Below are 21,915 nucleotides of genomic sequence, written 5' to 3'. Positions count from 1 at the left end.
ATGGCCATCACGTTGAAGGTGCAGGTCGGCGAGAAGGAGTACCCGAAGGGCCGTGTGACCAAGCCCTCCGGCGTGCTCGAACTGCGCGTGCACGGCGTCGACAACACGACCGCCGCGTCGCTGCTGGATCTGCGGCCGGAAGACGTCGAGCGCGTCGCCGGCGACAAGCTCGGGAGCTTCTGGAGGCCGACCCCGGCAGCACTCTCGGCGCTGCGGCAAGGTCAGCGCGGCTACGTTCCGCCCGGAATCGTCCGCGAGGCCTATTCGTGGGGCGGGATGGTGCGCACGACGCCCGATCTCGGCAGGGCGGGCGCCGCCGGCGTGGTCGCCGCCACGGTGGCCCGCGTGCTGTACGCGCTCATCCTGCCGTTCAGCATCGGCAATGCGGTGCAGTGGTCACGGCGGCTGAGCTCTCCGTCCGACGCGCTCCGCACCCGCGTCTGGGCCGCGATCACCGCCGGCGCGGGACGACTGTTCGGCATGCTCCTCACGCTGCTGTTCACCGCCACGGCGATCACCGTGGCTCTCGATGTGCTCGCCGCGCAGTGCGGCGCTGAAGCGACCCTCTGCACCCCCGTCGCGGGCATCCTGGAGCCGCTGGGCGCGTGGACCACGGGACAGCGGTTCGCGCTGTTCGCGCTCGCGCCCGTCCTGGCCGTCGTGGGGCTGTGGCTGCTGTCGGCGATCGCCGGGGTGCGGTACGACGTGCTGCCCGGCATGGAGTGGCACTCGGAGGAGGCATCCGGCGCCGGAGCGGACGATGCTCCGAGCGGGCGCGGCCTCTGGCGGCGGGGTGCCCGCATCGGCGGGGAGCTCCCGCCCCCGGATGCCCCGACCGCCGTCCTCGCGCACCCCGGCTTCTGGGCGAACCGGATCGTCGGCGACCTCGCGCGCGTTCATCTGGCGGCCGCCATCCTGCTCACCACGGCGGTGACGGCGCTCAACGGCGCGATGCGCTGGTACACCGAGTGCACGGGGATCGGCGGCTGGGAGACCTGCGTCGGCGACGGCGCGGCGGACGCCGGCTACCAGCGGCTCGTCGCGGTGGCGATCATCGCGGGATGTCTCCTGGCGGCGAGCGTGGTGCTCGCGTGCGTCATCCCGACCATGGCGATCGAGCCGCACGAGCGCGACCGCGCGAACTGGCACGCCATCGCGACCGCCGCACTCCTCGTGGCCGCCGTCCTCACGTTCGCCGTGCTGCTGTGGCTGCTGGTGTTCCTCGGCGACGTCGGTGCGCGTCCTCCCGAGCGTCTCTACGGCGGCGGGATGATGGTGCTCGTCGTCGTGACCGCCGCCGCCGCGATCGCGTTCTCCGGGATGTTCTGGCGCCCGTTCCGCGGACGCCGGCACGTCGGCTGGAACGGCTGCGGACCTGCCCTGTTCATGACCCTGTCCCTCGTGGTGGCCGTCGCCACGAGCGCCATCGTCGTGGTGACCGCGGGAGACTGGCTCAACGGCTCCCGGGGCGCGGCGGCGCTCGTGCGGGGTGACACGACGACGACGGATGCCGCGGCCGAGACCGCCTGGGCGACGGAGGTCACGTGCACGCTCGACGCCCCCGCCGACGGGCTCTCGCCGGGCGAGGCAGTCGCTGTCGACTGCACCGCGGCCGAGCCTGCGGCCGGCACGCTGCACGCGCTCACCGTGCCAAGCGCCTACGTCGCGCTGGGCAGCCTGTTCGTCGTCGGGCTCCTCGTGGGCGTCGTGCTCGCCCTCGCGGCCGCGGCGCGCCGGCGCGATGTGACGGCACGCGCCCTCACGTGGCACGCGCCGGCCTCACCCGAGGCGCGCATCGTCGACGTCGACGACGGGGTGCTTCCCGTCTCTCGCACCGGGCTCTACCGGCGCATCGCAGCGGGGCGTGCCACGGCCGCACGTCTGCACATCGTGGAGCCGCTCACCGGGATGATCTCGATCATGGTCGGGATCGCCGGCGTCACGGGGCTCGTATGGGTCTGGCGGGCCTACGCCGCGCAGCAGCCGCTGTGGGACGTGGTTCCCAGCGGACTCGATCCCGCAGTGGTCACCGTCTTCCTCGCCGTCGCGATGCCGGTGCTCGCCTGGATCGGCATCCTCATCACGGGTGTGCTCGCCGCGGGCGCCGTCGGCGGCGGTCAGAGGCCGCTCGGCACGGCGTGGGACATCGCGTGCTACCTGCCGCGGACGGGGCATCCGTTCGGCCCTCCCACGTACGCCGAGCGCGCGGTCCCGGAGATCGCCGGCCGGGTGTTCGCGTGGCTCCGCGAAGACGAGAGCCGCCGCATCGTCGTCTCGGCGCACAGCATGGGGGGCGTGCTGGCCGTGTCGGCGATGGGCCTCCTCGCCAGCAGTCCGCAGACCCGCGGACTGCTGCCCCGGGTGCGCCTCCTGACGTTCGGCGTGCAGCTGCGGGCGTTCTTCGGACGCATGCTGCCCGAGCTGCTCGGTCCCGCGGTGCTCGGAACGGAGCCGTGCCTGGCCCCGCGCGCACTCGCCTCCGATCCGTGGGCGGCGGATCTCGCCGCGCAGACGCCGAGGCATTCCTCCGACGCGCCGGCGCCGCGCACGGGGCGGCTGCGCGGCACGCTCCTCACCGGCGGCGGCGTGAAGTGGCTGAGCCTGTGGCGGCTCACCGACTACCTCGGATTCCCCGCCGCGAGCACGAGCACACATCTCTCCGATGGGCGGGCGAACACCGTCGACCGCTTCGCCGAAGAGCTCGATCTCAGCGGCTACATGGTCGAGGTCGGCACGCACGGCGCGTACTACCGCACCCCTGCCTACGAGACCGCCGTGGAGGACCTGCTCGCGCCGTGACACCGGGCTCCCCCGGGCGTGCACGGCGTCCGCGGGCGGGAACGACGAAGGGGGCGGATGCCGCAGCATCCGCCCCCTTCTCGAGCCTCGGTCAGAGACCGGCGATGATCTCGCGCATCAGGTCGGCCGTCTCGGACGGCGTCTTGCCGACCTTGACGCCGGCGGCCTCGAGGGCCTCCTTCTTGGCCTGCGCTGTTCCCGCCGAGCCAGAGACGATGGCGCCGGCGTGGCCCATGGTCTTGCCCTCGGGAGCGGTGAAGCCGGCCACGTAGCCCACGACGGGCTTGGTGACGTTGGCCTTGATGTAGTCGGCCGCGCGCTCTTCGGCGTCGCCGCCGATCTCGCCGATCATGACGATCGCCTTGGTCTCGGGGTCGGCTTCGAACGCGGCCAGCGCGTCGATGTGCGTCGTGCCGATGACGGGGTCGCCGCCGATGCCGATCGCGGTCGAGAAGCCGATCTCGCGGAGCTCGTACATCATCTGGTAGGTCAGGGTGCCCGACTTCGACACGAGGCCGATCGGTCCCTTGCCGGCGATGTTCGCCGGCGTGATGCCGACGAGCGCCTCGCCGGGCGTGATGATGCCGGGGCAGTTCGGTCCGATGATGCGGGTCGTGTTGCCCTTGGACTGCGCGTAGGCCCACGCCTCGGCGGTGTCGCCGACGGGCACGCCCTCGGTGATCACGACGAGCAGCGGGATCTCGGCGTCGATGGCCTCGACCATCGCGTCCTTGGTGAAGGCCGGGGGCACGAACGCGATCGACACGTCGGCGCCCGTCTTCTCGATGGCCTCGGCGACCGAGGCGAAGACGGGGAGCTCGACGGGGTTGCCGGCTGCGTCGGTGTGCAGCACGGTGGTGCCGGCCTTGCGCGCGTTGACGCCGCCGACGACCTGCGTGCCCGCCTTGAGCATCAGCGCGGTGTGCTTCGTGCCCTCGCCGCCCGTGATGCCCTGGACGATGACCTTGGAGTCCTTGTCAAGAAAGATCGACATGTTCTGAGTCCTTATGCGTTCGCGAGCTCGGCGGCCTTGTCGGCGCCCTCATCCATGGAGACGGCCAGGGTGACGAGGGGGTGGTTCGCGTCGCGGAGGATCGCGCGCCCCTCTTCGACCTTGTTGCCGTCGAGGCGCACGACGAGCGGCTTGGTCGCCGTGGCGCCCAGCTCGGCGAGTGCGCCGACGATCCCCTTGGCGACGGCGTCGCACGCCGTGATCCCGCCGAAGACGTTGACGAAGACCGACTTGACCTGCGGGTCGCCGAGGATGACGTCCAGGCCTGCGGCCATGACCTCGGCGGAGGCGCCGCCTCCGATGTCGAGGAAGTTGGCGGGCTTGACGCCGCCGTGGTTCTCGCCCGCGTAGGCGACGACGTCGAGCGTCGACATCACGAGGCCCGCGCCGTTTCCGATGACGCCCACCTCTCCGTCGAGCTTGACGTAGTTGAGGTCGTTGGCCTTGGCCTTGGCCTCGAGCGGGTCTGCGGCGTCCTTGTCTTCCAGGAGCGCGTGACCCGGGTGGCGGAAGTCGGCGTTCTCGTCGAGCGAGACCTTGCCGTCGAGGGCGATGATGTCGCCCTCCTCCGAGAGGATCAGGGGGTTGACCTCGACGAGCGTGGCGTCCTCGCCCGTGTAGACGTTGTAGAGCTTGACGAACACGTCGCTCACCTTGTCGACGAGGTCGGCATCGAAGCCGGCCGCCTGGGCGATCTCGACGGCCTTCGCCTTGTCGATGCCCGTGCCGGGGTTCACCTCGACGCGCGCGAGGGCCTCGGGGCGCTCGACGGCGAGCTCTTCGATCTCCATGCCGCCCTCGACGCTCGCGAGCGACAGGTAGGAGCGGTTGGCGCGGTCGAGCAGCACCGAGAAGTAGTACTCCTTGTCGATGCGGGCGCCCTGCGCGACCATGACGCGCTTGACGACGTGGCCCTTGATGTCGAGGCCGAAGATCGCCTTCGAGAGCTCGTACGCCTCATCGGGGGTCTTGGCGACCTTGACGCCGCCGGCCTTGCCGCGGCCTCCGGCCTTGACCTGGGCCTTGACCACGACGACGCCGCCGATCTTCTCGGCAGCCGCGCGCACCTCCTCCGGCGTGTCTGCGACGATGCCGGCAAGAACCGGGACGTCGTACTTCTCGAACAGATCGCGTGCCTGGTACTCGTACAGATCCACGTTGCATTCCTTCGCTGGTGCGACGGGTGGGCGGGGACGACTCGGGATACCCGATGTCTTGACGTCGAGAGAATTTCGACCGTCGTCCAGCCTACTACCGGTACCTGAGCGGTCATGACCGGGTCCGTGCGACCGCTCACGGAAGCCGTGGACGAGCACGCGCGCGCGACTAGGCTCTCGGCCATGAGCGATGCACCCTCCGCCTCGGCCGCGCGCAGCGCCGTCGTGGCCGCCGCGATCGATCTCTTCGCGGAGCACGGCTTCGACCAGACCTCGGTCGAGCAGATCGCCCAGGCCGCCGGCGTCTCGCGCTCCACGTTCTTCCGCCAGTTCGGCGGCAAGGAGGATGTCGTCTTCGCCGATCACGAGCTGCTGCTCGACCAGCTGCGCTCGTATCTCGGCAAGACGCACGCGAACCCGTGGGTGGCGGTGTGCGAGGCATCCGTCCGGGTCTTCACGCACTTCACGAAGGATGCCGAGCTCGCCCGCCGCCGCTATCTCGTCGTTCGCGATGTCCCGGCGCTGCGCGATCGCGAGATCGTCACGGTCTTCCGCTACGAGCGCCTCTTCGACGAATACCTGCGCCAAGCGCTCCCGGGGCTCGATCCGCTCGACGCCGTGGGGTTCTCCGCGCTCGTGACCGCGGTGCACAACCACGTGCTGCGCCGTCTGCTGCGGGGGCCGCGCAAGGTGCCCGTCTCGGAGCTGCGCACCGCACTCGACGGCGCCATGCGCCGGTTCGGCGTGCATCCCGACGGGTCCGACGCCGCTCCCGATGACCTGGCGGTCGCGGTGTTCCCGCGACGGATGCCGATCGCCGAGGTCGCACGCCGCCTGGAGGCCGAGCTCGGCTGAGTGATCGCTCTGAAACTGAGTACCTCCATTGGTGAAACTCAGTGTCGCGGCGTAGCGTGTATCCATGCCCGAGACATCCGTGCCCGCACCCCTGCCCGGCGAGACCGTGGCCTCCTACGACGTGAAGGCGCGCCTCGGCACCGACTACTACGAGGTCTTCTCCGACATCCCCGCCGCCGACCGGGCGCACTGGGAGCGGGCGCAGGCCTTCGTCGACGAAGTGCAGGACCGGATGATCGACGCCTGGGACGCCGGCGAGTACCCGCTCGACATCGCCCGACTCCTGGGTGAGCGCGACCTCGTCTCCGACGGCATCGTGCACCCCGACCTCACGCGTCTCTCGCCGCTGGCGGCGGGACTGGTGAACATGGAGATCTCGCGCGGCGACGGCTCGCTCGGCACCGTGCTGGCCGTGCAGGGCGGCCTGGCCCTGCGCACGCTGGCGCTGTTCGGCAGCCCCGAGCAGCAGGCGCGGTGGCTCGTGCCGATCGCCCGCGGGCAGGTCTTCGGCTCGTTCGCGCTCACCGAGCCCGACCACGGCTCGGACTCCGTGTCGCTCGAGACGAGCGCCCGCCGCGACCCGTCGACCCTCTCGGGGTCGGAGGGTGGCGAGTGGGTCATCCGCGGCACGAAGAAGTGGATCGGCAACGGGGCCTCCGGCGGCGTCACGTTCGTGTGGGCGCGCGTCGACGACGAGGGCAGCCCGGAGCACGGCGACGTGCGCTGCTTCCTCGTCGAGCAGGACCGCCCCGGGTACACCGGCACGCCCATCCGCGGCAAGGGGTCGCTCCGCGGCATCCACCAGGCGCACATCGCGCTCGACGACGTGCGGGTGCCTCTGGACGCCGTGCTGCCCGGCACCCACACCTTCCGGGATGCCTCGACCGTGCTCTACGCGACCCGTTCGGGCGTCGCGTGGTCGGCGCTCGGGCACGCGACCGCCTGCTACGAGGCCGCCCTGTCGTACGCGCAGCAGCGCGTGCAGTTCGGACGCCCGCTCGCGAAGTTCCAGATGGTGCAGGAGCGGCTGGCGAACATGCTCGAAGACCTCACCGCGATGCAGCTCTACTGCCGCTGGATGGCCGACCTCGAGACGGCGGAGCAGCTGCGTCCCACCCAGGCATCGCTCGCGAAGTACCACAACACCCGCGCCGCACGCCGGATCGCGTCGACCGCCCGAGACATGCTCGGCGGCAACGGCATCCTGCTCGAGAACGGGGTCATGCAGCACATGGCCGACATCGAGGCGATCCACACGTACGAGGGCACCGAGAGCGTGCAGGCCCTCCTCATCGGCCGCGACATCACCGGGATGAGCGCGTTCGTCTGACCCCGGCGGCGCCCGACGTATCTCCGGGCGTCCTCCCTCCTCTCTGACGGAGGACGGGAGGCCCGCATGGACGCAGGCACCACACGCAGGCTCGGCCGCTCGGCGTGGTTCTGGATCCGGCGCTACGCGCCCGCGGAGATCGCCTGCCTCGTCACGATGCTCCTCGCGAGCATCGCCGCGGCATCCGCCACCGACTCCCCTCCGCTTCTCGCGGCGGCCGCCATCGGAGGCGCGACCGTGGGTTTCTACGGCGTGCTCGTCACGCAGGTCATGCACGAGCAGCTGCGGCTGTTGTCGGGCGAGCCGAACTGGTGGCGGCGCGCGGCCGTGCGGACGCTGCCGCTCCTGGTGGCGGAGTTCGGCGTCGCCGAGATCCTCGACACGTTCTTCCTGCGCCCCGCGCTCATGATGGCCGGCGTCGTGCTGATCGGCGACGCAGTGTGGGGACTGCTGGCCGGCAAGGTCGTCGCCGACGTGCTCTTCTACGTGATCTCGGCCGTGTGCTTCCGCGTGACCGAGCGCACGGGCGTGCGGATTCCCCGACTCCGGCTCACCCTCCGAGCGACGCCCGCGCCGACCCTGCGCGAGTCCGCGCCGGCTCAGTCGCTCGCGTAGGCGGCGAGGAACTCCGCCGACGGCTCGATCGGCTGGATGACGTCGAGCAGCACGCCGCCGGGGGCGGCCGCGATGAAGTGGCGCTGCCCGAACTCCTCGTCGCGCAGCGCCTGCACGATGCGGACGCGCTCGTCCGCCGCGAGTCGCTCGTGCACCGCGTCGACGTCGTCGACCTCGAGGTTGAGCAGCATGCCGCCCTGGATCGGGCGCCGGTAGCCGTCGGGGATCGTCTCGTGGTCGGAGGCGAGGATCGCCAGTTCGAATGCGCCCAGGCGCAGGCTGACGTACCAGTCGCTCTCGAACACGGGCTCGAAGCCGACCACTTCTCGGTAGAAGAACGCCGCCGCCGCGACGTCGTCCGACATGAGCACGGGGTAGAAGCTCGTCACGGTCATGTCCCCTGCCTACCAGGAGGCGTCGGCATCCGGCAGATCCGGTCGAAGGTGGAGGACGACACGCGGGGAGAAGGTCGCCATCGTCCTCGACACCACCGCTTCTCCTCCGGTTCTCGACCGGCGGGCCGAGAGACCACGCCCTCCCGTATGTCGATGGTGCGCGGCAGGATGGACGCATGTACGAGATCCCCGCGCCGATGCTGGCGAAGTCCGTCCCGTCCGTGCCGGCGCAGGACGCCGCGGCCGGGCCGTTCTCGTACGAGCCGAAGTGGGATGGCTTCCGCGCGCTGGTCTCCTGGGACGGCGAGACCGTCGAGATCGGCAGTCGCGGCGCCAAGCCGCTGACGCGGTACTTCCCCGAGCTCGTCGAGGCCTTCGCGCGACTCCTGCCAGAGCCGTGCCTCGTCGACGGGGAGATCGTCGTGCCCACCGAGCGTCCCGGCGGCCAGCGCCTCGACTGGGAGGCCCTGACGCAGCGCATCCATCCCGCGGCATCCCGCGTGGCGAAGCTGTCGGCGGAGACGCCGGCGATGTTCATCGCCTTCGACCTCCTCGCCCGCGGCGAGCGCGACCTGCAGGCCGAGCCGTTCTCGGCTCGCCGCGCCCAGCTCGTCGAGCTGTTCGGCCCGCTCCCCCATCCGCTGCACGTCACGCGCACGACCGACGAGCAGGCCGTGGCCGAGCGCTGGCTGGAGGAGTTCGAGGGCGCAGGCCTCGACGGCGTGATCGCGAAGCCGCTCGCCCAGCCGTACGCGCCGAACAAGCGCACGATGTTCAAGATCAAGCACGCGCGCACCGCCGACGTCGTCGCGCTCGGCTACCGGGTGCACAAGTCGGGCCAGGGCGTCGGCTCGCTCCTGGTGGGCCTGTACTCCGACGACGGGCAGCTCATGAACGTCGGCGGCGTGGCGGCATGGAGCAACGCCCGTCGCCTCGAGCTCGTCGACGAGCTCGCACCCCTCGTCGAGCGCGACGACGACGGCGAGGCCCTCACTCAGCAGGGCGAGAAGTCCCGGTTCACCCCGACCCGGTCCGACTCGTCGTTCGTGCGGCTCCGCCCGGAGAAGGTGCTCGAGGTGCGCTACGACCAGCTCGAGGGGTGGCGCTTCCGTCACACCGTGCAGTTCGAGCGGTGGCGGCCCGACCGCGATCCCCGCTCGTGCACGTACGACCAGCTCGAGACCGTGTCGGCCTACGACCTCGGCGACGTGCTCGACTGAAAAGGTCAAGCCCCCGCGCAAGACCTGCCGGGTCGTCTACCGTCGGGGGATGAGCATCTTCCGTTCCGGCCCCAAAGAGGTGCGCATCGACCCGGCGAACGCCGTGTCGACGCGGATCGACACGTCGAGGCCCCCGTGGAGCCTGTGGTCCGACGGCCTCGGCAAGGTCAGCATCCGTTCGCTGCAGATCATGATCGTCGTCGCCATCACGGCCGGGGTGATCTGGGGCAACCAGCAGATCACCGTCGTGACGATCCCGCTCCTGCTCGCCCTCATCTTCGCGAGCGCCTTCGCGCCGGTCATGACGTGGATGCGCCGGCGCGGCGTCCCCTCGATCGTCGCGACGCTCGCGACGCTGCTGTCGATCGTCGTCCTGCTCGGCGGCGCCGGCTGGCTCATCGTCTGGGCCGTGCGCGACCAGTGGGATGAGCTGTACGCGCAGGCCGAGAGCGGCTTCCAGGAGCTCCTGGCCTGGGTGCAGACCCTGCCGATCGCGCCCGATCAGGCCCAGCTCGACGAGTGGACCGAGACCGTCATCGGGTTCGTCACGAGCGCGCAGTTCGGCTCCGGTGCGCTCGCCGGCGTCGGCGCCGTGGCGAACTTCGTGACCGGCTTCGTGCTGCTGGTCGTCATCCTCTTCTTCTTCCTCAAGGACGGCCCGCAGCTGTGGGAGTTCCTCCTGCGCCCCTTCCGAGGTGAGAACTACGCGCGGGCGCGCCGTGTGGGCGACAAGACCGTCACGACGCTCGGATCGTACGTGCGCGGAACGGCGGGCGTCGCCCTCGTGGACGCCGTCGGCATCATGATCGGTCTGCTGATCCTGCAGGTGCCGCTCTGGTTCCCGCTCGGGGTGCTCGTGTTCCTGCTCGCGTTCATCCCGATCGTCGGCGCGACCGTCGCAGGGTTCGTCGCCGCGCTCGTCGCGCTCGTCGCGAACGGCTGGGTGAACGCGCTGTTCGTGGTCGGCGTCGTCGTGCTCGTCAATCAGCTCGAGGGCAACTTCCTCCAGCCGTTCCTGATGGGGCGCTCGATGAAGCTGCACTCGTTCGTCATCCTGATCGCCCTGACGATCGGCACCGTGCTCGGCGGGATCGTCGGCGCCGTGCTGGCCGTGCCGCTCACGGCCGTGGTGTGGGGCGCCATCCAGGTGTGGGACGGACCGGACCGCCCCGCGCGCTGGGCGCGTCGCAAGCGCGTCGAGGCGACCTGACCGCGGGCGCGGAACGAACCCGCACCGGCACCGGTCTCCGGTGGCCCGACGTGCGGGTTTCGCCCTGCTCGACGGTGCCGGGGAGTCCATTCTCCGGATCCGGATCCCGTCGTCGTGGACTCGACGCTACGCCCGGGAGGGGCGGGAGCGGAAGCGGCTTCGCCGTGAATAACAGGATGCCTCGATCTCGGCATCCTGTGGTCTGAAAACACGGACGGATTCCTCGCGCCGGCGGGGCCGCAGTGCCAGGATCAAGGCATGGCCGCTCACGACGACACCCCCGACGCGGGGGCCGGCGAGCCGACCGAGACCGCGGAGCTGCGACTCGAACCGATCCGGTTCATGGCACGGGTCGACGCGGTGCTGCGGTTCGGCGAGCTCATGCTCGGCGCCGGCGCCTCGTCGGCGCGCGTGCGCGACTCGATGGAGCGCATCGCCCATGCTCTCGGGCTCGATCACCTGGAGTGCCGCGTGGGCATGACCGACATCGTCATGTCGGCCCACCGCGGTGCGATCTACCGCACGCGCGTCGCCGAGGTCGGCCACATCGCCGTCGACGCAGGACGCATCACCGAGCTCCGCCGTCTCGTGCACGACGTCGCCGACGGTGTCTCGGTGCTGGTGCTGCAGCGCGAGCTCGACCGGATCGAGGGGATGCCCCCGCGCTACCCGATCGCGCTCCGCGTCGCGGCTGCGGCGCTCGCGTGCGCCGCGTTCGCCCTGCTCAACAACGGCGGGTGGGCCGAGGCCGTCGCGGTCGCCCTCGCCGTCGCGGTCGGGCAGTGGGTGCGCATCCTCCTGGTGCGGGCGCGGGTCAACGAGTTCCTGCTCGTGTTCGTGGCCGCCGTCGTCGCACTGCTGGGCTACCTCGCCGTGATGGCGGCGCTGGATGCCGCGGGGCTCGAGACCGGCGACCACGATGCCGCGATCACGAGCGCCGTGCTCTTCCTCGTGCCCGGCTTCCCGCTCGTCACCGGCGCCATGGACCTGGCGCGCCGCGACCTGCACGCCGGGATCGCCCGCATCGTCTATGCGTCGCTCGTGCTGCTCGCCACGGGAACGGCCGTGTGGGCGGTCGCGGCGGCCTTCCGCTTCAGCCCGATCGCCACCGCCCCCGTGCTGGTCGACGAACCCCTCCTGTCGGCCCTCCGCCTCGTCGCCGGGTTCGTGGGCGTGCTCGGCTTCGCGATCCTGTTCTCCACCCCCTGGCGCATCGCGCTCACGGCATCCGTCATCGGCGCGATCGCCAACGTCGCTCGGCTCGCCCTCATCGACCACGACGTCTCCCCCGCGGTCGCCGCCGCCGCGGCGGGGCTCGCCGTCGGCATCGCCGCGTTCGTCGTCTCGCGGTGGGTGCGGTCGCCGCGCGTCGCGCTCACCGTGCCCGGCGTGATCATCATGGTGCCGGGGGCCGCCGCCTATCGCAGCATCGTCGCGACGATCGACGGCGACACCGTCGCCGCCGTGCAGAACGGGGTGCAGGCGGTCTTCGTCGTCGTCGCCCTCACGATCGGGCTGACCGTCGCCCGCATCCTCACCGAGCGCGAATGGCAGCAGTCCGAGCGCTGACGCGGGCTACTCGTCGTCGGCGGGCTTCTTCGCGCGGCTCGGCTGCACGCGCGGCGGCTCGCCCGGCATCTTGGGGAATTCGGGCGGGAACGGCAGCTCGCCGAGCCCGTCGTCGAGGTCGCGCTGCCACCATTCGAGCAGCGTGTCGATGCGGCCGGGCCGGTCGAGGAATCCCGCCCACGGATCGCCGATGTCGGCCAGACGCTGCGGGACGGTGCGCACGGTGAACGACGACGGATCGACCTCGGCGAGCTCGTCCCAGCCGATCGGCGTCGACACCGTCGCGCCCGCGAGCGCCCGCGGACTGTAGGCGCCCGCCATCGTGCGGTCGCGGTTGGCCTGGTTGAAGTCGATGAAGATGCGCTCTCCGCGCTCCTCCTTCCACCAGTTCATGGTCACCCTGTCGGGCATCCGCCGCTCGAGTTCGCGGCCCGCGGCGATGACGGCGTGACGCACATCGAGGAACTCCCACTCCGGTTCGATGGGGCAGAAGACGTGGATACCTCGGCTGCCGCTCGTCTTGATCCACGCCTCGAGGCCCGCCTCGGCGAGCACGTCGCGCAGGGCCGGGGCGATGGCGGCCGCCTCGGCGAATCCCGTCCCCGGCACCGGGTCGAGGTCGACGCGCAGCTCGACGGGGTTGTCGGTGTTCGAGGTGAGTGAGGCCCAGGGGTGGAAGACGACCGTGTTCATCTGCGCCGCCCACACCGCCGACGCGATCTCGGTGAGCACGAGCTGGGGGTGCCGGCGTCCGCTGTTGTAGCGGACGGTCACGGATTCGACGAAGTCGGGCGTGCCCTTGGGCGGGTTCTTCGAGTAGAAGCGCTCGCCGTCGACCCCGTCGGGGAAGCGCTCGAGCGACACCGGTCGATCTCCGTTCGCGGCCAGGAACGGCCCCGACACGGCGATGAGGTACTCGGCGAGCTCCCGCTTCGTGATGCCGACCTCGGGCCAGATCACCCGGTCGGGGCTCGAGAGCGCGACCTCCCGGTCGCCGTCGGGGCCGGGAACGGTGAGGGTGATGCGAGGCGACGCCATACGCCGACGCTATCGGGATGCCGCGACATCCGGCACCCCGTGACGGGGCCCCCGCCGCCGATCAGTCCGCCAGCAGGGGGGCGAGGTCGTCGCGCGTGAGCTTGATCCAGGGGCCGGCGGCATCGACGATGACCCCCGTGATGCCCTCGTCGGCGCGCAGCGCATTGGCGAGCTGGCCGGGGGTCATCGGCGCGGGCTGGTCGCCGCGGCCCATGGCGATGACCTCCAGCGGGTGCGAGTACACCTCGAGCAGCCGGTCGCCCTGCGGCGAGCGCGCCTCGGCGACGCCGTACCGGCCTTCGGTCGCCGTGTTGACGGCGAGCCAGAACTTGGCGCGCGTGAGCGCCGCGGCGATCTCGCCCGCCGTCGCGTCGGTGCGCTCCCCGGCGAGCAGCGACTTGATCTCGAGCTCGGGCTCGGCCTCTGCGAGCATGCGCTCCAGCAGCGCGCGCGGATACACGGCCCGCGCCGTTCCCGATGCGCCGTCGATGATGATGCCGGCGTACGGGCTCGCGAGCACGTAGCGCAGCACGGTGAGGACGGGCTGCCCCATCGCCGAGGTGTCGGTGTCCTTGTCTGCCGAGACGGCGGCCTGGAGCGCCGCACCGCCGGAATAGACCAGGACGAACTGCTGGTCGCCGCGCGTCGCGATGGCCAGCGGAAGCTCCTTGCCCTCCGACAGGAGCGCGCGGGCGTCGCCCTTGATGCGCAGGAACAGGTGCCCCTGCAGCAGGTGCCGGGCGACGCCGGCGAGCTCCTCGTTCGAGGGGGTCTCGGGCAGCTGCGCGAGGGCATCGCGCAGCAGCACGTTGTCGCGGAGGCCGGGGATCGTCTCTGTCGGCGGCGGAGCGAGCTCGGGGCCGCGCACGGCCGGCTGTCGCTGAGACGTCGGCGTCGGCGTCGGCTCCGGGGCCGCCGCCGGCTCCGCCTGCGCCTTCGCCGCCGCGCCGAATCCCCCGTACGACGACATCGAGATGCCCACGGCGGGCGCGGCATCCGGTTCGGAGGCGGGAGCGGATGCCGCAACATCCGGCGCGTGCTCGGCCACGCTCTCGACGGACTTCTCAGGACGCGCGTCGTCGCGCTTGCGCTTGAAGAGGGCCATCCTGCGAGCCTAACCCGGTCGCCCGGGGAGAATCCCGGGGAGTCGCCGTGCTACAGCTTCTCGATCGGCGCGATCTTGATCAGCAGCTTCTTCGGTCCGGCCGACTCGAACCGCACGTGGGCGACGCGCTTCGCGCCCTCGCCCGTGACCGCGTCGACGCGCCCTTCGCCGAAGTCGTCGTGCCGGATGCGGTCACCCGGCGCCAGCTCCATGTCGCCGTTGTCGCGCACCCGGGAGGGGATGCGGTTCGCGAACTTCTCGATGCCGCCGGCGGGCCGCTCGCGCGGGGGCAGGGGGACCAGGTCGTCGCCGTAGCGGCTGCCGCCTCCGCCGCCGCCCCAGCCGGAGCCGCGTCGCGCGTTGAGCGCGCGGGACTGCGAGCCCCCGCGCGAGTTGACGTCGCCCGGCGACTGCCGCCAGTGCACGAGCTCGGCCGGGATCTCCTGCAGGAATCGGCTCGGCATCGCGACGGTGACCTCGCCGAACTGTGCGCGGGTCATGGCCAGCGACAGGTACAGACGCTTGCGCGCCCGCGTGATGCCGACGTAGAACAGTCGCCGTTCCTCCTGCGGGCCGCCGGGCTCGCCCGCGGAGATGCGGTGCGGGATGAGGTCCTCCTCGACGCCCGTCACGAAGACGGCGTCGTACTCGAGGCCCTTCGCCGTGTGCAGGGTCATGAGCGACACCGAGCCCGACGCGTCTTCGAGGTCATCGGCGTCGGAGACGAGCGCGACCTCCGTCAGGAAGTCGAGCAGCGTGCCCTCGGGGTTGTTGCGCGCGAACTCGCGGGCCACCGCGACCATCTCGTCGAGGTTCTCGACGCGGGCCTCGTCCTGCGGGTCTTTGCTGATGCGCAGCGCGTCGAGGTAGCCGCTCTTGCCCAGCAGGAGCTGCAGCCCCTCGGCGACGGCGGTGGGTGGGGCGATCTCGCCCGACGACGGGAGCATGATCTCAGCGGCCTCGGCCAGCACGGCATCGAGGTGCGAGATCGCCGCCTGGATCTTGGGGCCGACGCCGAGCGCCGACGCATTGGCGAGCGCATCGCGGAACGTGATGCCCTCGTCGGCGGCGTAGCGCGCGATCGCGGTCTCGGTGACGTCGCCGATGCCCCGTCGCGGCTTGTTCAGGATGCGCCGCAGCGCCATCTCGTCGGCGGGGTTGGCCACCGCGACCAGGTACGCGAGGGCGTCCTTGATCTCGGCGCGGTCGTAGAACTTCGTGCCGCCCATGATCTTGTAGGGCACGGCCGAGCGGATGAGGATCTCCTCCAGCGCCCGGGACTGCGAGTTCGTGCGGTAGAACACCGCCATCTGCGAGTAGTCGACCCCCGCTTTGCGCAGCACTTCGACCTCGTCGGCGACGAACTGCGCTTCGTCGTGCTGCGAGTAGCCGGTGAAGCCGACGATCTTCTCGCCGGCGCCGACGTCGGTCCACAGCTTCTTGTCCTTGCGGTCGAAGTTGTTGCCGATGACGGCGTTCGCGGCGCTGAGGATGTTCTGCGTCGACCGGTAGTTCTGCTCGAGCAGCACGACCTTGGCGCCCGGGTAGTCGCGCTCGAACTCGGTGATGTTGCGGATGTCGGCGCCGCGGAACGCGTAGATCGACTGGTCGGAGTCGCCGACGACGGTGAGCGACGCGCCGCCGGGCGCATCCACGGCTCCCGGCGATGGGGCGTCGAAGATCATCATGCCGGTATCGGCATACGGCTGACCTGAGGCCGACGAGGTGTCGGAGCCCGGTGCTTTGGTGAGCTCGTGGATCAGGGCGTACTGGGCGTGGTTGGTGTCCTGGTACTCGTCGACGAGGATGTGCCGGAATCGGCGTCGGTACACATCGGCCACGTGCGGGAAGGCGCGAAACAGGTACACCGTCTGCCCGATGAGGTCGTCGAAGTCGAACGCGTTCGCCTTCTGCAGGGCCCGCTGATAATCGGCGAACACGTCGACGAAGATGCGCTCGGCGGGATCGTTCATGTTGGCCTGGCGGGCGTAGGACTCGGCATCCGCCAGTTCGTTCTTGAGCTTGGAGATGCGGCTCTGCACGCCGGCCGGAGTCAGACCGAAGGCATCCGCCTCGTGCTCCTTGACCAGACGCTTCAGGAGCGCCCGCGAGTCGCCCGAGTCGTAGATCGTGAACGAGCTCGTGAACCCGAACTGCTGCGCTTCGCGCCGCAGGATGCGCACGCACGCCGAGTGGAACGTCGAGATCCACATGCTGCGGGCGGAATCGCCCACGATCTGCACGACGCGCTCGCGCATCTCGCCGGCGGCCTTGTTCGTGAACGTGATCGCGAGGATCTGGCTCGGCCACGCCTCGCGGCCTCGCAGCAGCGAGGCGATGCGCCGCGTGAGGACGCTCGTCTTGCCGGAGCCGGCACCGGCGACGATCAGCAGCGACTGCCCGCGATAGGTGACGGCCTCGCGCTGCGGGCCGTTCAGCCCTTCGAGGAGGTCTTCGTCGGGTCGCGTGCCACCCGCGCGCGGACCACTGCCGCCGGGGACGATGAGGGGGACGGATGCCGCGCGGGGCGCGGCCGGAGAAGCGTCTGTCATGACCGGTCCAGTCTAGGTCGGGGCTCCGACGCCGCGGAGCGCGCGGAGACTCAGAGCAGGCGCCGCTCCGACGCCCACGCCGTGAGCTCGTAGCGCGACGAGAGCTGCAGCTTGCGCAGCACGGCCGACACGTGCGTCTCCACGGTCTTGGACGAGATGAACAGCTCGGCGGCGACCTCCTTGTAGGCGTAGCCGCGCGCGATCAGGCGCATGACCTCCTGCTCGCGCGCCGAGAGCCGGTCGAGCTCGTCGTCGGCCTTCGCGGTCTCGCCTGCCACCGCGCCGAAGGCATCCAGCACGAAGCCCGCCAGCCGGGGCGAGAACACCGCGTCGCCGCCGGCCACCGCGTGCACGGCCTGCGCGACCTCGCCCCCCGACGACCCCTTCGTGATGTAGCCCCGCGCGCCGGCGCGGATGACCCGCACGACGTCTTCCGCGGCATCCGACACGCTCAGCGCGAGGAAGCGGGCCGACGTCGGGGCCGACCGCCGGATCACGGCTTCGCCTCCCGTCGCGTCGGCGACGCCGGCATCCGACGCCCCGGGCAGGTGCACGTCGAGCAGCACGACATCCGGCTGCGTCTCCGCGATGACGGCGAGGGCCGACGCGACATCCGCCGCCTCGCCCACCACGACGATCGACGGATCGAGATCGGTGCGCAGGCCCGAGCGGAAGATCGAGTGGTCGTCGACGATCACGACCCGGATGCCGTCAGCCACGACGCACCTCGGCATCCAGGCGCAGATGCACCTCCGTGCCGGTGGCCGTCGGGCGCACGGTCGCCGATCCCCCGGCGCGGCGCATCCGGCCGATGATGGATTCGCGCACGCCCAGGCGGTCGCCGGGGACCACCGTCAGATCGAACCCCGCACCGCGATCGCGCACGAACACGTCGACGCCGGCCGGTGAGCCCTCGATGTACACCGACACCTCTCCGCCGGCGTGCCGTGCGGCGTTCAGCATCGCCTCCCGCGCCGCCGCGGCGACGTCTCCGCTCGCCCGCTCGGTGGACGATCCTGCCGAGACGACATCGATGCGCACCGGGTAGTCGAGCTCGAGGGCGCCGGCGAAGTCGCGCAGGTCGGTCGGCAGGTCGCTGTCGGCCGGTGCATCTCCGTCGTACAGCCACGACCGCAGCTCGCGCTCCTGAGCGCGGGCGATCCGCGCCACTTCGCTCGAGGCGCCCGCCCGGTTCTGGATGAGTGCGAGCGTCTGCAGCACCGAGTCGTGCAGGTGGGCGGCCATCTCGCTGCGCTGCTCCTCGCGGATCCGCCGCACCCTCTCCCCCGACAGTTCGCGCCACTTCGCGAGGAGCGTCGTGGCGTGCACGAGGGCGATCGAGATCAGCACGCCGAGCGACATGACGAGGCCGAACAGACCCGCCGACGACGACCCCGCGACGGCGAGGAGCACGACGAGCACGACCACGAGGATCCCGGTCACCGTCAGCCGCACGGCGAGCGCGTGCCGGGGCCCGCGCGCCGGGTCGCGCGTGTCGACGAGGGTGGCCCAGCTGCCGGCCACGATCCCGAGGACGGAGGTCGCGCTGCACGCCACGACCCACGCAGACGGACCGCTGTACGGGCCGCCCCACGCGGACACCCACAGCACGGTCGTGAAGCCGGCGACGGACGCCGCGGCCGTCAGCACCCAGGCGACGGGGACGCGCCGGGACGGAGCGTCGGGGCCGGGCCGCCACGGCGTGAGCGCCCACAGCCAGAGGTAGAGGAGGACCCCGGCGCCCCAGAGCAGGCAGAGGACGGCGAGGGCCACGCGGACGGTGAGCGGACGCCACCCGAGGTGATCCGCGAGTCCTTCGGCCGTTCCCGACACGGCGCATTCGCGCGGCCTCAGAAGCGGAGGACGAGACGCGGCGCGCGCGGCATCCGCCGTCGCGACGGAGGGGGCGGCGGTGGTCATGTCACCCATCACACCATCCGACGGCGCCGATCGATGCGCTCGAGCGGCAGAATCAGGGTCCGCTCAGGGGTTCACCCCATGGCGGGCGGATGCCGCGCGCGGCGAGGATCGGAGCATGACCTCACCGACGCCGCCCTCCGAGGCTCCCCCGATCGCCGATCCGGGTCCGCCGCCGCCCGCGCCCGCGGGCATGCCCACCGCTTCGGACCGCTTCTTCGCGTGGGTGCGCGGGTTCGGCGTCGTGCGGATCGACGGCTGGCTCGGCGGAGTGTGCGCCGGGATCGCGGCACGGCTGCGCATCGACCCCGTCATCGTGCGGGGAATCGTCGTCGTGGCCACCGTCCTCGGCGCGCCGATGTTCCTCCTGTACGCGATCGCCTGGGCGCTGCTGCCCGACGTGCGCGGTCGCATCCACCTGCAGGAGCTCTTCCGCGGGCGCTGGGACTCCGCCCTGACCGGCATCGTGATCCTCGCGCTGCTCACGCTCGTGCCGGTGCTGCCGTGGCTCTCGAGCCTGCTGCTCTGGCCGCTGTGGGGATTCGCCACGGGCGGCTACCCGGCCGACGGATGGGGCTGGAACCTCCTCCCCTCCGGCCTCACGATCTTCATCGGCTGGACCGTCACGCTCGCCGCGATCGGCGGACTCGTCTTCCTCGTCGTGCGTCTGGCACGGCGAGGCCGCAGCCCCCGGGAAGACTCGGATCCGCGAACGGCTTCCGCGGATCTCGCAGTCCCGGGCTCCGTCGAGGCGCCCTCGTCGGGCGACGGCGCCCCGACGACTCCCCTCGACGCCGAGGGCGGGGTGCCGGATGCCGCGCCCGCGCCGCCGATCGAGCCTCCCGCGCCGACGGGACCGACAACGGACGCCGAGGTGGCCGCATGGCGCACGCAGCACGACGAGTGGCGCACCCAGAACGACGCCTGGCGCCGGGCGCAGCAGGATGCCGGACGCGCCGCGCGCGAGCAGGCGCGCCGCGAACGCGAAGCCGCCGGCGCGGTCTTCGCCGCCGAGGCCGCGGAGCGCCGCCGCATCCGCAAGCTCACCGCTCCCCGCACGAGCGCGCCGTTCGTGTTCTTCGTGCTCGGCGCCGCGCTCGTGGTCGGCGCGGCCACGGCGCTCTGGGGAGCATCGGGAGCCCGCGACGATGCCTTCGCCCCGCCCCTGGGCGTCTTCGCCGCGGCGGCCGTGGTCGGCGTCTCGATGATCATCGCCGGCGCACTGCGACGCCGATCCGGATTCCTCGCCTTCGTCGCGATCGTGCTGCTGGTGCTCGGTGGCCTCAGCACCGCGACGGCTGCGATGCGCGGCGTCGTCGTGGGCGACGTAGGAATCACCAATCTCGTCCCGCGCGACGCGCCGGTCATCCAGCCGTGGGGCTCGCTCGACATCACGCTCTTCGAGCGCGGCGCCGCATCCGATCCGATCGTCGTGGACAAGCAGGCGGGCTACACGTCGATCTCGGTCGACCCGGGTGTCGAGCTGTCGCTCTCCGTCCGCTCCGGCTCCGGCCTCGTGCAGTTCGTCTCCATCGACCCCGACACCGGCGACTACGTGGAGCAGCCGGTCGACCAGCGACGGACCGCGAGGGACGACGGCTGGCTGGTCGAGACGACGATCGTCAGCGGCGACGGCCCCCCGACCACGCGACAGCGCGTCGAGATCGACCAGCGATCGGGCGGCGTGACCGTCTACTTCACCCTTCCCCGAGACACGGAGACCACCCCATGACCTTCGACGCCACCGCCGATGCGGCTCCCCGCGCGACCGACTCCCCCGCCCTGACCGCGCGCGTCCGCTGGGCCGGGATCGTCTGGGGCCTGTTCTTCTCCGCCCTGTCGGTCGCCGCGCTCTGGATCGTCGGCTCCGCCGATCGGCGCGACGACGTCGCGCAGTGGTCTTCCCAGCTGACGGGCCCGACGGTCGCCGGCGTCGCGGTGCTCGCCCTCGGTGTCGTGCTGCTCGTCGCCGGGCTCGTCGGACTCCTCCGCCGCGCCCAGAGATCCCTGACGCCCTCCCCGGAGCAACGCGCCTGATCGTCTGCAGTCGCGGCCGGTGCCACGGAGATCGGCAGTCGTTCAGGCATCCCTTGGGAGAATGAGTCCATGCGCACCCTGCTGAACATCATCTGGCTCATCTTCGCCGGATTCTGGCTCTTCCTCGGCTATGTCCTCGCGGGTGTGCTCCTGTGCATCCCGATCATCACGATCCCGTGGGCGATCGCGTCGTTCCGCACCGCCGGCTACGTCATCTGGCCGTTCGGACGCACGATCGTGCCGAAGCCGACCGCGGGCGTCGGCTCGTTCCTCGGCAACGTCATCTGGGTGATCCTCGCGGGCTGGTGGCTGGCGCTCGGCCATATCGTGTCGGGCATCGCGCTGTGCCTCACGATCATCGGCATCCCGATGGCCATCGCCGACTTCAAGATGGTGCCGATCTCGCTCATGCCGCTCGGAAAGGACATCGTCTCCACGCGACAGGGCGCTTTCGACCAGACCCTCGGTCGCTGACGCTCGACGCGAAGACCCCCCGGCGACGTGCGCCGGGGGGTCTTCGCGTGAGTGAGGTCGATCAGCCCGCGACGAGCGCGCTGCAGGCGCTGTCGTCGGCGTCGGTCGTGCACAGCACGAGCGCGCCGGCGTCGACGAGGTTCTCGGGCACCTGGAAGCTCCACGCGAACGTGTAGGACTTCTCCGGCGTCATCGGCACCTCGATCGAGCGGGGCGAGACGGCCGTGCCGACGAACGACTCGTCGACGGTCGAACGCAGCACGGGTGCGGCGTCGACGTCCTTCAGGCCTTCGGTCGAGACCCACTGGGCGACGTTGACGGTGACCCACTGCGTGCCCGCCTCGGGCGCGTCGAGAGCGGCCTCGGCGGCACCGTCCGGCGCCGCGCTGCTCCACACCTCGAGGGCCACGCCGTCGGCGCCGACGCGCTCGCTCATGGCGGCGGGCGACTCGAACGACGAATCCACGACCTGGTCGGTCGCCGACGTGCTGGCGGGACTCGGAGTCGACGAGCAGCCGGCGAGCAGGACGGCGGCGGCGGCGATGGACAGGATGGCTGTGCTTCGTGAGCGCATGGCGAACACCTCTTCGAATCGATTCGGGGAAGCTTCCAGGATACCCCCGCCGATCG

The 21,915-nt window shown here is 71.3% G+C and carries 19 protein-coding genes; 10 read left to right on the top strand and 9 right to left on the bottom strand.

Annotation, left to right across the window (positions count from 1 at the left end):
- Positions 1-2,799, top strand: a complete 2,799-nt coding sequence (locus B0B14_RS14465) for a hypothetical protein (RefSeq protein ID WP_076683128.1) — start codon at positions 1-3, stop codon at positions 2,797-2,799.
- A gap of 91 nt (positions 2,800-2,890) precedes the next feature.
- Here the strand turns inward: B0B14_RS14465 and sucD are convergent, their stop codons facing one another.
- Positions 2,891-3,793, bottom strand: coding sequence for a succinate--CoA ligase subunit alpha (sucD, locus tag B0B14_RS14460; protein WP_076683126.1), 903 nt, complete (start codon positions 3,791-3,793; stop codon positions 2,891-2,893).
- An 11-nt stretch (positions 3,794-3,804) separates the two neighbouring features.
- A complete protein-coding gene (sucC, locus tag B0B14_RS14455) occupies positions 3,805-4,968 on the bottom strand; it encodes an ADP-forming succinate--CoA ligase subunit beta (protein ID WP_076683124.1) in 1,164 nt (387 codons plus the stop codon).
- A gap of 183 nt (positions 4,969-5,151) precedes the next feature.
- Here sucC and B0B14_RS14450 point away from each other — a divergent pair, with 183 nt between their 5' ends.
- The 3 genes from B0B14_RS14450 to B0B14_RS14440 all read left to right on the top strand — a co-directional run bounded on the left by B0B14_RS14450 (position 5,152) and on the right by B0B14_RS14440 (position 7,768).
- Complete coding sequence (locus tag B0B14_RS14450) at positions 5,152-5,823, top strand: TetR family transcriptional regulator (RefSeq protein WP_076683122.1); 672 nt, start codon at positions 5,152-5,154, stop codon at positions 5,821-5,823.
- Between the two features lie 64 nt (positions 5,824-5,887).
- Positions 5,888-7,153, top strand: coding sequence for an acyl-CoA dehydrogenase family protein (locus B0B14_RS14445; RefSeq protein ID WP_143733736.1), 1,266 nt, complete (start codon positions 5,888-5,890; stop codon positions 7,151-7,153).
- Between the two features lie 66 nt (positions 7,154-7,219).
- The gene (locus tag B0B14_RS14440; protein WP_076683120.1) at positions 7,220-7,768 is read left to right on the top strand and encodes a hypothetical protein; all 549 of its coding nucleotides are present in this window, start codon (positions 7,220-7,222) and stop codon (positions 7,766-7,768) included.
- On the opposite strand, the gene B0B14_RS14435 is transcribed toward B0B14_RS14440, so the two are convergent.
- On the bottom strand, positions 7,753-8,163 hold the full coding sequence (locus tag B0B14_RS14435; protein WP_076683118.1) for a VOC family protein: 411 nt from the start codon (positions 8,161-8,163) through the stop codon (positions 7,753-7,755). The genes B0B14_RS14440 and B0B14_RS14435 overlap by 16 nt on opposite strands.
- A gap of 176 nt (positions 8,164-8,339) precedes the next feature.
- Here B0B14_RS14435 and B0B14_RS14430 point away from each other — a divergent pair, with 176 nt between their 5' ends.
- The 3 genes from B0B14_RS14430 to B0B14_RS14420 all read left to right on the top strand — a co-directional run bounded on the left by B0B14_RS14430 (position 8,340) and on the right by B0B14_RS14420 (position 12,162).
- Positions 8,340-9,383, top strand: coding sequence for an ATP-dependent DNA ligase (locus B0B14_RS14430; protein WP_076683116.1), 1,044 nt, complete (start codon positions 8,340-8,342; stop codon positions 9,381-9,383).
- 49 nt (positions 9,384-9,432) lie between these two features.
- On the top strand, positions 9,433-10,593 hold the full coding sequence (locus B0B14_RS14425) for an AI-2E family transporter (RefSeq protein WP_076683114.1): 1,161 nt from the start codon (positions 9,433-9,435) through the stop codon (positions 10,591-10,593).
- A 258-nt stretch (positions 10,594-10,851) separates the two neighbouring features.
- Positions 10,852-12,162, top strand: coding sequence for a threonine/serine exporter family protein (locus tag B0B14_RS14420; protein WP_076683112.1), 1,311 nt, complete (start codon positions 10,852-10,854; stop codon positions 12,160-12,162).
- 6 nt (positions 12,163-12,168) lie between these two features.
- Here B0B14_RS14420 and ligD read toward each other — a convergent pair whose 3' ends face one another.
- The 5 genes from ligD to B0B14_RS14395 form a co-directional block, all read right to left on the bottom strand.
- Positions 12,169-13,200: a non-homologous end-joining DNA ligase gene (gene ligD, locus B0B14_RS14415; RefSeq protein WP_076683110.1), complete on the bottom strand. Its 1,032-nt coding sequence runs from the start codon at positions 13,198-13,200 to the stop codon at positions 12,169-12,171.
- A gap of 61 nt (positions 13,201-13,261) precedes the next feature.
- Complete coding sequence (locus B0B14_RS14410; RefSeq protein WP_076683108.1) at positions 13,262-14,305, bottom strand: SseB family protein; 1,044 nt, start codon at positions 14,303-14,305, stop codon at positions 13,262-13,264.
- Positions 14,306-14,355: 50 nt separating this feature from the next.
- The gene (locus tag B0B14_RS14405; RefSeq protein WP_076683106.1) at positions 14,356-16,857 is read right to left on the bottom strand and encodes an ATP-dependent helicase; all 2,502 of its coding nucleotides are present in this window, start codon (positions 16,855-16,857) and stop codon (positions 14,356-14,358) included.
- Between the two features lie 50 nt (positions 16,858-16,907).
- Complete coding sequence (locus B0B14_RS14400) at positions 16,908-17,576, bottom strand: LuxR C-terminal-related transcriptional regulator (RefSeq protein ID WP_076683104.1); 669 nt, start codon at positions 17,574-17,576, stop codon at positions 16,908-16,910.
- Positions 17,569-18,777 (bottom strand): ATP-binding protein, encoded by a 1,209-nt coding sequence (locus B0B14_RS14395; RefSeq protein ID WP_076683620.1) that lies wholly within the window; start codon positions 18,775-18,777, stop codon positions 17,569-17,571. Before B0B14_RS14395 ends, B0B14_RS14400 begins: the two co-directional genes overlap by 8 nt.
- Before the next feature lie 115 nt (positions 18,778-18,892).
- On the opposite strand from B0B14_RS14395, the gene B0B14_RS14390 reads away from it, so the two are divergent.
- The 3 genes from B0B14_RS14390 (at position 18,893) to B0B14_RS14380 (ending at position 21,285) form a co-directional block, all read left to right on the top strand.
- On the top strand, positions 18,893-20,506 hold the full coding sequence (locus tag B0B14_RS14390; protein WP_076683102.1) for a PspC domain-containing protein: 1,614 nt from the start codon (positions 18,893-18,895) through the stop codon (positions 20,504-20,506).
- Positions 20,503-20,811: a hypothetical protein gene (locus B0B14_RS14385; protein WP_076683099.1), complete on the top strand. Its 309-nt coding sequence runs from the start codon at positions 20,503-20,505 to the stop codon at positions 20,809-20,811. Before B0B14_RS14390 ends, B0B14_RS14385 begins: the two co-directional genes overlap by 4 nt.
- A 69-nt stretch (positions 20,812-20,880) precedes the next feature.
- Positions 20,881-21,285, top strand: coding sequence for a YccF domain-containing protein (locus tag B0B14_RS14380; RefSeq protein WP_076683097.1), 405 nt, complete (start codon positions 20,881-20,883; stop codon positions 21,283-21,285).
- Positions 21,286-21,346: 61 nt separating this feature from the next.
- On the opposite strand, the gene B0B14_RS14375 is transcribed toward B0B14_RS14380, so the two are convergent.
- On the bottom strand, positions 21,347-21,859 hold the full coding sequence (locus B0B14_RS14375) for a hypothetical protein (RefSeq protein ID WP_143733735.1): 513 nt from the start codon (positions 21,857-21,859) through the stop codon (positions 21,347-21,349).
- Positions 21,860-21,915 lie beyond the last annotated feature (56 nt).

Origin of the sequence: Microbacterium sp. RU33B (assembly GCF_900155915.1) — a bacterium.
In the GTDB taxonomy this organism is placed as follows: Bacteria; Actinomycetota; Actinomycetes; order Actinomycetales; family Microbacteriaceae; genus Microbacterium.
This window is presented reverse-complemented; position numbering and strand designations above follow the sequence as displayed.